Annotated in this window: 11 protein-coding genes; 8 read left to right on the plus strand and 3 right to left on the minus strand. The window is 65.1% G+C overall.

Translation table 11 applies throughout. The annotated features are described in order from the left end of the window. Positions 1 to 22: 22 nt before the first annotated feature. Positions 23 to 1,426: a lytic transglycosylase domain-containing protein gene (locus NF551_RS06695; RefSeq protein WP_227897147.1), complete on the minus strand. Its 1,404-nt coding sequence runs from the start codon at positions 1,424 to 1,426 to the stop codon at positions 23 to 25. A gap of 223 nt (positions 1,427 to 1,649) precedes the next feature. On the opposite strand from NF551_RS06695, the gene NF551_RS06700 reads away from it, so the two are divergent. Beyond that, complete coding sequence (locus NF551_RS06700) at positions 1,650 to 2,003, plus strand: Rv2175c family DNA-binding protein (RefSeq protein ID WP_227897146.1); 354 nt, start codon at positions 1,650 to 1,652, stop codon at positions 2,001 to 2,003. 10 nt (positions 2,004 to 2,013) lie between these two features. Here the strand turns inward: NF551_RS06700 and NF551_RS06705 are convergent, their stop codons facing one another. Together NF551_RS06705 and NF551_RS06710 are read right to left on the minus strand one after the other, a co-directional pair. After that, positions 2,014 to 3,132 (minus strand): polyprenyl synthetase family protein, encoded by a 1,119-nt coding sequence (locus NF551_RS06705; RefSeq protein WP_227897145.1) that lies wholly within the window; start codon positions 3,130 to 3,132, stop codon positions 2,014 to 2,016. A gap of 9 nt (positions 3,133 to 3,141) precedes the next feature. After that, positions 3,142 to 3,660, minus strand: a complete 519-nt coding sequence (locus tag NF551_RS06710) for a hypothetical protein (protein ID WP_227897144.1) — start codon at positions 3,658 to 3,660, stop codon at positions 3,142 to 3,144. Here NF551_RS06710 and dinB point away from each other — a divergent pair. The 7 genes from dinB to NF551_RS06745 all read left to right on the plus strand — a co-directional run bounded on the left by dinB (position 3,659) and on the right by NF551_RS06745 (position 11,550). Beyond that, the gene (gene dinB / locus NF551_RS06715) at positions 3,659 to 4,978 is read left to right on the plus strand and encodes a DNA polymerase IV (RefSeq protein WP_227897143.1); all 1,320 of its coding nucleotides are present in this window, start codon (positions 3,659 to 3,661) and stop codon (positions 4,976 to 4,978) included. The genes NF551_RS06710 and dinB overlap by 2 nt on opposite strands. Positions 4,979 to 5,116: 138 nt before the next feature. Beyond that, on the plus strand, positions 5,117 to 5,500 hold the full coding sequence (locus NF551_RS06720) for an SCO2097 family morphological protein (protein ID WP_227897142.1): 384 nt from the start codon (positions 5,117 to 5,119) through the stop codon (positions 5,498 to 5,500). A gap of 275 nt (positions 5,501 to 5,775) precedes the next feature. Beyond that, entirely contained in the window at positions 5,776 to 6,207 is a 432-nt protein-coding gene (gene mraZ, locus NF551_RS06725) for a division/cell wall cluster transcriptional repressor MraZ (RefSeq protein ID WP_227897141.1), read from the plus strand. Between the two features lie 204 nt (positions 6,208 to 6,411). Then, entirely contained in the window at positions 6,412 to 7,410 is a 999-nt protein-coding gene (gene rsmH, locus NF551_RS06730; RefSeq protein WP_227897140.1) for a 16S rRNA (cytosine(1402)-N(4))-methyltransferase RsmH, read from the plus strand. Next, on the plus strand, positions 7,407 to 8,090 hold the full coding sequence (gene ftsL, locus NF551_RS06735) for a cell division protein FtsL (RefSeq protein ID WP_227897139.1): 684 nt from the start codon (positions 7,407 to 7,409) through the stop codon (positions 8,088 to 8,090). Before rsmH ends, ftsL begins: the two co-directional genes overlap by 4 nt. 27 nt (positions 8,091 to 8,117) lie before the next feature. Next, the gene (locus tag NF551_RS06740; RefSeq protein WP_331460407.1) at positions 8,118 to 9,908 is read left to right on the plus strand and encodes a peptidoglycan D,D-transpeptidase FtsI family protein; all 1,791 of its coding nucleotides are present in this window, start codon (positions 8,118 to 8,120) and stop codon (positions 9,906 to 9,908) included. A gap of 52 nt (positions 9,909 to 9,960) precedes the next feature. Further along, entirely contained in the window at positions 9,961 to 11,550 is a 1,590-nt protein-coding gene (locus NF551_RS06745) for a UDP-N-acetylmuramoyl-L-alanyl-D-glutamate--2,6-diaminopimelate ligase (RefSeq protein WP_227897191.1), read from the plus strand. Positions 11,551 to 11,552 lie beyond the last annotated feature (2 nt).

Here is an 11,552-nt window from a genome sequence, read left to right on the forward strand (position 1 = left end):
CTGCCCGCTGGTGTGGTGGAGCCTAGAAAGTGGCCCGGTGCGCCAGCACGGAGGCTACGTAACGCTCCGTATCGGGGTACATGCCCTGGGTCGTTACCGAGTACTGGCCCTGGTAGTAGGAGGCAATCGCTACCTCAAGGCTCGGGCTGGTGCGGACCAGTGCACGGATGATGGCGACGCCGGCCGTGACGTTGTCCTGCGGGTCCAGCAGGTTCAGCTGGCGGCCCACAAGGTCCGAAGCCCACTCGCCGGAGGAGGGAATGACCTGCATGGTTCCGATGGCGTTGGCGGGGGAGACGGCACGCTGGTCGAACCCGGACTCCTGCAGGGCGAATGCCTGGGCCAGTGCCGGATCCACGCCCATGGAAGCGGCGGTCTCGGCAACCAGCTGCTGCATCTGGGCACGGGAAGGAACATTCATCCCGTTCAGTGCCTGCTTGTTGAGGTTGGCGTTGGCCACAACGTGCTGCGGGTAGGTGTAGTGCAGGAACGTGCTTGGCACCAGGTCGGTCGGAGCCTCGGCCGGCGCGGCGGGTGCTGCGGGTGCGGCGGGGGTGGCCAGGGTGGTGACGCCGGATCCGGAACCCAGGGCAATGCTCTGGCCGGGCCGGATAACGGAGGTCATGCTCAGGTTGTTTGCCTCAAGTACTGACTTCAGCGACACGCCATGCTTGGCTGCAATGGCCCCGAGGGTGTCGCCGGGGACGACGGTGTAGCTTCCGGCCGCCTCAGGGGCAGCGGCCGGCGCTGCGGGTGCCGGTGCAGCGGGCGCGGGAGCGCTCGACGCCGTGGTGACCGGGGCATCCGATCCCGAACCGACGGAGATCTTCTGTCCCGGGTGAATGATCGAGGACATGCCCAGGTTGTTCTGCTCCAGCACCGATGCCAGGGAGACGCCGTGCTTTGCGGCAATGGCGCTGAGTGTGTCGCCCGGAACCACGGTATAGGTGCCGGTGGCCGGAGCAGGTGCTGCGGAAGATGCCGCAGGGGCTTCCGGAGCCTTCGCGGATCCGGTGAGGACCAGTTCCTTGCCGGCGTAGATGATCGAGCTCAGCTGAAGGTTGTTGATGCGCAGGAGTTCATTCATATCCAGCCCGTAGCGGGCGGCAATCGAGCTGACCGTGTCGCCGGGCGCGATCCGGTGCTTCTCCGGAACCGCAGACTCGGCTGCAACGGTGGCGGGGACCTGAGCGGCCAGCTGGGCTGCGGGAATGGACCCTCCCGCAGGGAAGTTCTTCTTGGCCTGCAGCGGCATCTGGGGGAACAGCGCCTTAGCCGGAGCCTGGGGCGCTGCTTCTGCCGGCTCGGCAAGGGCGAGGGAAGACATCATGACGGCAGGAATCGCTGCCGTAGTGACAGCGACGCTCAGTTTGCGGGGCATGCCCGCGGAGGCGGAACGCACCCGCGGTTTGGGCTGCACGGTCATAACGTGTTGTTTCCTCATCTGTAAGCGTTGCGGCCTCTACCGCAATCCGTGTGACAAAAAACAAGTAGAGATACGAGTGTTACACATGTGAATAGTGTGACTAATGAGAATTTACACGAGAATGTGCATTCTGCAATACCAAGTAGCGACTTAGGGGCTGCCGGTGCCCCTGCTGGCAGTGCCGACTGGCTTGGTCCGTGTAATACGTGGCAACCTTGGGAACGTGAATGAACTCGAGGAACTGGTTTCCGACTGGCTGACCCTGCCCGATGTGGCTGAACAATTGGATCTATCAATCAGCAAGGTGCACAGCCTGCTGGAAGAACGTGCGCTCCTGGCCGTGAGGCTCGGGGAGCGGAAGATACGCAGCGTGCCTGCCGCGTTTATTAACGACGGCGCGATCCTCGACAGCCTCAAGGGGACAATCTCGGTGCTGACTGACGCCGGGTTTACCGATGAGGAAATGATCCGCTGGCTCTTTACAGCGGATGAGACCCTGCCGGGCCGGCCCGTGGATGCGTTGAAGGAAGGGCGCAAGACCGAGATTCGGCGCCGCGCCCAGGCACTGGCCTGGTAGGAAGCTTTTCCTAGGCCGTCCTGGTGACGGCTGCATGCGCCAGGGAGCCCAGCGCCGAGCGGGTCGTTTCATCCACTGCCAGTTTGGCCAGTGTATTGAAGGCCTGCTCGGTATGCTCGGCGATCAGCGCCTCCGTCGTGGCCAGCGCACCGCTGTCCGCAATAACCCCGCGGAGTGAGGCCACTGCGTCGTCGTCCAGGTCGGGCCGTCCCAGCGCGGCCGTGATCTCCTGCCGGGCAGCCGCAGAACCCGAGCTGAGCGCATAGGCGATCAGCACGGTGCGCTTGCCTTCGCGCAGGTCATCGCCTGCAGGCTTCCCGGTAAGTGCCGGGTCCCCGAACACCCCCAGCACGTCGTCGCGCAGCTGGAAGGCTTCCCCCAGGGGAAGCGAGAACTCCGAATAGGAGGCCAGGAGCTCCTCGGATGCTCCTGCCAGTGCTCCTCCGATGGCCAGCGGGTGTTCGATGCTGTATTTTGCCGACTTGTAGCGCAGGATATTCCGGGCCCGCACCACGGCACGCTCGGGCTCATGCCCGGGACCCACCACTTCTTCCAGGATGTCCAGGTACTGTCCCGCCATGACCTCGGTACGCATGCGGTTGAATACCGCCCGGGCCCGCGTATCGTAACCGGCACGCGCGCCCACCGAGGTGAAAGCCTCCTCGCTCAGGGACAGGCAAAGGTCCCCGGCGAGGATTGCTGCCGAGGAACCGAAGTGCGTCCCGTCCAGGAACCAGGCGGCCTCCGCATGCCGGTTGCTGAAGTGGCGGTGGACGCTCGGTGCCCCGCGGCGGGTATCCGAGCGGTCAATGATGTCGTCATGGATCAGCGCGGCGCTCTGGAAAAGCTCCAGGGCGACCCCGGCGCGAACCGGGGCAAGCCCGTGCGCTTCGCCTCCGGCGCCCCGCCAGCCCCAGTAGTTCAGGAGTGCCCGGAGCCGCTTGCCGCCCTGGGCCAGGGCATGGACCGCACTGAGCAGGGGAACGGATTCTTCCGAGACCTCCAGCAGGACCTCCCGCTGCCGGCCCAGGAAATCCTCCAGGTCGGAAGAGAGGCGTGCCCGGTAGCTTGCCTGTTCCCGGGCCGCCGGGTCCGCATCCGATGCTGCGTTCACGGGTGCCTGGCTCATGATGCTGTCCTACTCTGCGGTCGCGGGAAGCACATTGGCCCCGACGGTGTAGACGGATTCACCGTCGCGCGTCACGACCGACACGTTGACGGTTTCGGTTTCTTCTCCAGTGGTGCGGGCCAGGTCCTTGGTGGGGGTTGAGTCCACGGACTCGCCTTCGAGTGCGGTGAATCCCTTCGCCTCGAAGTGGGCAACATAGAAGGAGATAATTTCCTCCGGGGCAGCCGTCGACGTCGCTGTGAGCGAGGCAGTCAGCAGCTCGCTGTCTTCGGCAAAGCTCGACGCCGTGGCTTCGGAGCCTGCATAGAGCGGAAGAAGGGCTTCGGGGAAGCCTTCCGCGATGGCCGGAGTCTCGGATGGTGCGGCGGCGGGTGACGCCGTGGTGGCCGGCGCAGCGGAGGAGGAGGCAGAGCTGGAGCTCTGTGTAGCCGACGGAGTGGATCCCGGCGATGTTCCGTCTCCGGAACCGCATCCGGCGACAGCCGCCAAAACGGCAGCACTGCAGGCGAGGGCAAGGAGTTTCTTCATGAGAATCCGCATCGACGAAGGGTCAGGGCCTGTTTCCAGTCTAGGTGACCGGCAAGGAGGCCCCGGTGGTGTCTACGATGAAGACGTGGGAACAGAGCCGGAAGCAGTTCAGGCACACCGCGACTGCACCATCATGCACGTGGATATGGATGCCTTCTACGTCTCCGTCGAGCTGCTCCGGCGCCCGGACCTTGTTGGTGTTCCGGTCATCGTCGGCGGTCTCGGCGGACGGTCGGTCGTGCTCTCAGCTTCCTATGAGGCCCGGCGGTACGGGGTGCGCTCTGCCATGCCCATGGCCACGGCCCGCCGCCTGTGTCCCCAGGCGCAGGTCCTCGAGCCGCACCAGGACGTCTACCGCCGCGTCTCCGCGCGGCTGATGGAGATCTTCGAATCCATCACACCGCTGGTCGAACCCCTCAGTGTGGACGAGGCGTTCCTGGACATAGCCGGTTCCATGCGGCGTCTCGGACCGCCGCGTACGATCGGCGAACTCATCAGGACGCGGGTCCGCACGGAACTTGGCATCACGGCAAGCGTAGGGATCGCCTCGACAAAGTTCGTTGCCAAGATAGCCTCCACGCGTTCCAAGCCGGACGGGCTGCTGCTGGTTCCCAAGGACGGGACCATTTCCTTCCTGCATGCCCTCGACGTGTCAGCGCTGTGGGGCGTCGGCGCCAAGACCCGGGAAGCACTGGCCCGGGTGGGCATTTCGACCGTGGCCGACGTCGCGAACACGCCCCCGGCAGTCCTCCAGCGTCTCCTGGGTGCAACGGGCCTGCACGTCCATGAGCTGTCCTGGGGGCGCGACCCGCGCGCCGTGACACCCGTCCGCGTAGAGAAGAGCATTGGCGCTGAGGAGACATTCGCGACCGACGTCGATGACGACGAGGCCCTGGAAACCGAACTCCTCAGGCTGGCGCACCGCACCGCCGCCCGGATGCGCAGCGCAGGCCTGCAGTGCCGTTCCGTGTCGCTGAAGCTGCGCTACGCGGATTTCTCCACGCTCACCCGCACCCGCACGCTTGCCGAACCTGTCGACAGTGCACAGCTGCTCTACGAGGCGGTCCGGGGCCTGCTTGCCGGACTGGGCCGGCGTCCCATGAGCGTCCGCCTGGTGGGGCTGAGGGCTGAGCACCTGGAGTCTGCAGAAGGCGCGGCGCAGCAACTGACCCTGGATGGCAGGGACGACAACTGGCGCTCCGCGGAAGACGCACTGGACCGGATCAACCGTCGCTTTGGAAACGGCGGGATCATGCCTGCGCGGCTGCTGCGCCCGGAGAACCAGGAGACCAGGCGTACCGGGGACAAGCATGCGTAGGCGCGGCTTTCCCCCGGCCCGAATGCAATCTATCCTTGTCCTAAGTGCAGATCAGCGTCGAAACCTCCGCGGGAACCACCACCACGCCGGGTTCGTTGCTAGGTTTACAGGGCACATTTGGATCCCAAGGAGACAGTAATGGCACTCTCAGAACACGAGCAGCGCTTGCTTGACCAGCTGGAGCAGCAATTACACGCCGAAGACCCGAAATTCGCCAACTCCATGGCGTCATCGGGCGGCCGTGGAGTGTCGACCCGGCGCATCGTGCTGGGCGCGCTCGTGGCAGTCGCGGGAATAGCAGTACTGATCCTGGGGATATCACTGCAGAGTCCGTTCAACATCCTGGTCGGCATCCTCGGATTCGTCGTCATGGGTGCCGGCATGTACTACGCGACCACCAAGGGCAAAAAGGCCGAGTCGACGCCGGTTCCTACAGGAAGAAAAGAACGTGAAGCTGCTCCGCGCGGGTTCATGAGCAATCTCGAGAACAAATGGGACGAGCGCAAGCGGGACCAGCCCTAGGGGCCCCACTTTCCTCCCCAAGGTTCCACAAGGACCGGAAAAGACCCGCTGAGGCGGGTCTTTTTTTGTGTCCAGGGTCCGGCGGCCGCCGTTTCCCTCCACCGGGTCTCCCCGCCCGGCATCCCTCGGCAGTGCTGGGAACCCGGGGTGCGACGCGCCCAAAAACGTTATCGAATTGCGTTGACTGTGGAGGGAAGTGGAGTAAAGTGGGGGGCGTAAGAGGGTAGGGGCAGTGCAGGAGGGGACAATCTCCCGAATCGGACAGGTGGTGGCTGGTGTTCCTCGGAACTCATTCACCGCGCCTGGACGAGAAGGGCAGGCTCATCCTTCCCGCCAAGTTCCGTGACGAGCTGGCCGACGGGCTGGTTCTGACGCGGGGCCAGGAACGCTGTATCTACGTCTTCAGCCAGAAAGAGTTCGAAAAGGTCCACGAGCAGATGAGGCAGGCACCCCTGTCTTCACGCCAGGCCCGTGACTACATTCGCGTTTTCCTGTCTGGAGCCTCAGACGAAGTTCCGGACAAGCAGGGACGGGTCACCATTCCGCCGGCCCTGCGCTCGTATGCCGGGCTCGGTCGTGAACTCGCCGTCATTGGCGCTGGCACCCGGGCCGAGATCTGGGACGCCGCAGCATGGCAGGAGTACCTGGAGGAGAAGGAAAACGCATTCTCGGAGACGGATGAAGACGCGTTTCCCGGATTCCTCTGACCGTTGCACAGCAGGAAAATAAGTACAGCACCACCAAGGAAGACCCAGACCGGGAAGCCGGCGGGATCTTGAACGAGATCTCCAGCCGCCCCGCGGAGTCCTCCTGGCTCACCTTCCCCGGAGCCAGGCTGACAACGTGAGGCGCGGATGGGGATCTGGTCCAAGAACCCGCCGCATCCTGCCAGCAGCGGAAGGAGAGACCACATGACTGAAGAACGACCCACGGAAGACCGGCATATCCCGGTCCTGCGTGACCGCTGCATCAACCTCCTGGCTCCCGCTATCGAAGCGGCGGAAGCCGCGGGCCGCACCGCCGTCGTCGTTGATGCCACCTTGGGCATGGGTGGACACACCGAGTCCATGCTGGAGCGCTTCCCCAAGCTCCATGTCATCGGCATTGACCGCGACCAGCAGGCCCTTGCGCTGGCAGGGGAGCGCCTTGCCGCCTACCAGGACCGCACTGACCTGGTCCACGCGGTCTATGACGAAATCGCCGACGTTGTCGAGGACCTTGGCTTCGCTTCAATCGACGGGGCACTGTTCGACCTCGGCGTGTCTTCCATGCAGCTTGACGAGCGTGACCGCGGATTTGCCTATTCATATGACGCGCCTCTGGACATGCGGATGGACACCAGCCGCGGCCGCACCGCTGCGGAAATCGTCAATACCTATGGCGAAGCGGAACTGGTCTCGATCATCCGCCGCTGGGGCGAGGAAAAGTTCGCGGGCCGCATCGCGTCCGCCATCGTTGCAGCACGGGCAAAGCAGCCTTTCACCACGACCGGCGAACTGGTCGAGGCGATCCGCTCCGTCGTCCCCGCTGCGGCAGCGCGCACCGGCGGGCATCCTGCCAAGCGCACCTTCCAGGCGCTGCGCATCGAGGTCAACGAGGAACTGGACGTCCTTGAACGCGCCATTCCTTCTGCGTTGTCCGTCCTGGGTGTTGGCGGGCGCATCGTCGTGATGTCCTACCACTCGCTGGAGGACCGCATTGTCAAAGACATTTTCGCAGCCGGCTCACGGTCCTCAGCTCCCAAGGGATTCCCCGTGGAGCTTGAGGAGCACAAAGCCCAGCTGAAGCGGCTGACCAAGGGGACAGAGGTTCCCACGGAGCAGGAAATTGCAGAGAACCCGCGGGCGGCTTCGGCCAAGCTGCGGGCTGTTGAACGGATTCGCGCAACCATGGATGGGGCACGGTCATGACCGAACGCACAGGCCGGCGGCGTCCGGCCATGCCGCTGCAGGCGGTCCAGGGCAACCTGGCACGGAAGGTCCAGTGGGAAGCTCCGCAGCCGGAAGCCCCCGCTCCGCGCCGCCGTACTCCGCTGGCACTGGTGCCGGCCGCAGCCCGCCGACGCCGGGTTCCGGTAGCAGCCCTGTGCTTTGCCGCGCTGGCCGTGGGTCTGGCAGCCGTGCTGGTGCTGAACATCTCCGTCTCCAGCGGCCAGTACCAGCTGGTGCAGCTGCAGAACCAGCGCACCGAGCTGGCGCAGAAGAACGAGGCACTGACCCAGCAGGTCGAGAACCACATGGCACCCCAGGTGCTGGCGGCTGCCGCGTCCGACCTCGGCATGGTTGTTTCACCCTCGTTCGGTACTATCGACCTGCAGACGCTGGCAGTGGACGGAAGCCCTGAACCGGCCAAGGACGGCGCCAGGCCCGAGTCGCTTCTGGGTCTGCCGCAGGTGCTGACCCAGCCGGTGACACCGGCCCAGCCTGCTGCGGCTGAACCGGAGAAGAATGTCCGGGCGGCCGAGGAGAAGGCAGATAACATCCCTGCTGCAGCTGAGTCCGCCGAGGAAGCGGTCCCGGCTCCGGCGCCTGCGGAAGAAGACCTAAACGGCGGCACCATACCGGCGCCAAGCCAGAGAAGCGGCCAGTAGCCCACTTACCACCTACGAGGAAACGTTGTGGCAAAAGCACAGACTCCGGCCCCGGAGGACCACAGGGTGTCCCTCGTCAGCCGGCGGCTCCGCGCCGGCATGATCATTGCGCTGGCTCTGCTCATGGTCCTCGGCGTCCGCCTCTTCCAGGTCCAGGGCCTGGATCCCGGGGGTATGGCCGACGCCGCTGTCGCCAACCGGCTGGTAACAGTCGGGGTTCCGGCCCTTCGCGGCGGAATCCTTGACGCGAACGGCAATTACCTGGCACGCAGCGTCGAACGTTTCGACATAGTGGTGGACCAGCGGCTTTCCCTTGCCTACGACGAGGAGGAGTACCAGCGCCGGACTCCTGAAGGGGATTGGGAGGACGTCACCTTCGACGAAGCTTTCCGTGAACTCTCCGCCATCCTGGGCCAGGACGCCGCCACCCTGCGGGGTTCGATCCTGGGTGAGAAGGGATTCAACTTCGTTGCCAAGACCGTAACCCCCGAAGTGCGGGACAAAGTCCTTGCCGTCAAGTTCCCCGGTGTCTACGCGGACCGGACCACCCTGAGGACCTACCCCTCCGGTGCCGTCGCAGGTTCAATCGTCGGCTTCCTCGGCACGGAAGGTCCCCAGGAGGGCCTGGAACTCACCCAGGACGGGATCCTGGCAGGCAAAGCCGGAAGCAAGACCTACGAAATCGGCGGCGACGGCATCCGGATTCCGTATGCGACCCATGAGGACGAACCCGTTCAGGACGGTGAGTCGATCAAGCTCACCATTGACCAGGACCTGCAGTGGTTCTCCCAGCAGGCCATTGCTGCCCAGGTCCGGGACTACAACGCGGACTGGGGCAACGTCGTCGTGGTGGAAGTAGAGACCGGCAACGTGATCGCCATGGCCGAATCCACCACCGTCGATCCGAACAACCCGGGCGCCACGGAGGCCGAGTCCCGCAAGGCCCGTTCCGTCACGGACTTCTTCGAACCGGGTTCCACGACCAAGGTCATCACCATGGCAGCAGCCATCGAAGAGGGCCTCATCACCCCCACCTCGCAGTTCAAGATTGACTCCACGTACACGATCGACGGACAGACCTTCAAAGATGCCTTCGACCACGGAACGGTGCAGATGACTGCGTCCGGCATTCTGGCGAAGTCCATGAACACCGGAACCGTCATGGTCGGGCAGCAGCTCACACCGCAGCAGCGCTACGACTGGCTCCGCAAGTTCGGGATCGGCACCGCACTGAATACCGGGCTCAACGGTGAGACACCGGGCCTGCTGCCCAAGCCGGAGAACTGGGACACCCGCCAGCAGTACACCGTCCTGTTTGGGCAGGGCCTGACCCAGACAGCACTGCACACGGCAATGGTGTACCAGACCATCGCCAACGACGGCGTCCGGCTGCCGCCGCGGCTGGTGGATTCGCGGATAGACGCCGAAGGCGTGGAGCATCCCGTGGAACGCGGCTCCGGAACCCGGGTGGTCTCCGAGAAGACTGCCGCCGAGGTCCAGCGCATGCTGGAAACCGTCACGGTGGAAGGCTCCGGTGCCTCCGGTGCGCTGGAGAAGTACCGGGTGGGTGCCAAGACCGGAACGGCAGAGGCCCCCGGGCCCAACGGAGGTTACGACGGCTACACGGTCTCCTATGCTGGAATTGCACCAATGGATGACCCGAAGTACGTCGCGGTGGTAACCCTGCAGCGGCCCAAGGGCGACCTTTTCTACATTGAACCCGGCAAGACTTTCCAGAAGGTCATGGAACAGGTCCTGACAACCAACAACGTCGCTCCCTCCACCGGGGAGCCGGATATCTACCCCATCGAGTACTAAAAGCTGGAGCAGTGCAGTGCCACAAAGCAAAATTCAGCGCGCCGGAAACGGCATGCGCCCTGAGCGGGTCAGTCCGGTCACCCTGGGCGATGCCGCGGCAGCGCTTCCCCCGGGTGCGCCGGCCATCACGGCTGCGCCCGGAACGGGCACTGAGGCCTGGGGCACCAGGGTCACCGGGATCAGCATCAATTCCCGCGAGATTGCCCCGGGGGACCTCTACCTCGCCTTGCCCGGTGCCCGCCACCACGGTGCGGCTTTCGCCTCGAAGGCGGCCGTTGCCGGCGCCGCTGCCGTCCTGACGGACCCCGCCGGGCTCTCCCAGCTGGGCAAGTCCGGGTTGCCGGTCTTTGTGGCTGAGGATATCCGGCGGCTGGTCGGCCCGTTGTCCGCGGCGGTGTTCAACAGCCAGCCCCGGGACGGATCCGCGCCGGTGCTCTTCGGCGTCACGGGAACCAACGGCAAGACCACCACTACGTACTTCATCAACTCACTGCTCCAGGCACTCGGCCAGAGAACCGGCCTGATCGGAACCATCGAGATCCTGGCCGGAGGCGAAGCCATCCCCAGCGTCCTGACCACGCCGGAGTCCCCGCAGGTCCATGGCCTGCTGGCCCTGATGCGTGAGCGGAAGCTGGATGCCGCCGCCATGGAGGTCTCCTCCCATGCCATTTCCTACCGCAGGGTGGACGGCGTGGTCTTCGACGTCGCCGGCTTTACCAACCTCACCCAGGACCACCTGGACCTTCACGGGTCCATGGAGGACTACTTCGACGCCAAAGCCGCCCTCTTCCATGCTGACCGGTGCAGGCGCGCCGTGGTCACTGTCGACGACGGCTGGGGCCGCCAAATGGCGGCCGCTGCGGGGGAGCGCGGGGTGACCCTGCTGACCACCGGAGAGGCAGGCAGCGCCGACTGGCAGGTCCGCGGGATAACGCGCGAGGGGCTGGGACATGCCTTCGAGCTCGTGCCGGCGGAGGGCAAGCCGCTGCGGGTCCGCACCGGATTGCCCGGTGCCTTCAACGTCTCCAACGCCGCGCTGGCGCTGACCATGGTCCTCCAAACGGGAATCCCGGCCGAAACGATGCAGCGCGTGCTGGACGAGCATGATCCGTTCACCGTTGAGGTTCCCGGGCGCATGCAGCTCATCAGCGAGGCACCGGCGTCCATTGTGGACTTTGCCCACAACCCTGACGCGCTCACCCGCACGCTGGAATCCGTGCGGCGCCCCCAGGGCCGCGTGATCGTGGTCTTTGGTGCCACCGGTGAACGCGACCAGACCAAGCGCCCCCTGATGGGAGCCATAGCCGCCCGCCTGGCCGACGTGGTGATTGTCACGGACGACGACCCCCACGACGAGGATGAAGCCGCGATTCGGGCCGATGTCCTGCGGGGTGCGCGCGGTGCAGCGGAGACTGGCCAGGGACGGTGCGAAGTCCTTGAGGTTGCGCCGCGTGCCGCCGCCATTGCCCGCGCCGTAGAGCTTGCCCGCCCGGAAGACACCGTGCTGGTGGCCGGCCGCGGCCACGAGGTCTGGCAGGAAGTCAAGGGAGTGAACCTGGCCCTGGATGACAGGGTGGAACTGCGCACTGCACTGGAAACTGCCGGATTCACGGTGCTTTCCGGGGACGGGGTAGAGTCCTAATT

Origin of the sequence: Arthrobacter caoxuetaonis (assembly GCF_023921125.1) — a bacterium.
Taxonomy (GTDB): Bacteria; Actinomycetota; Actinomycetes; order Actinomycetales; family Micrococcaceae; genus Arthrobacter_B; species Arthrobacter_B caoxuetaonis.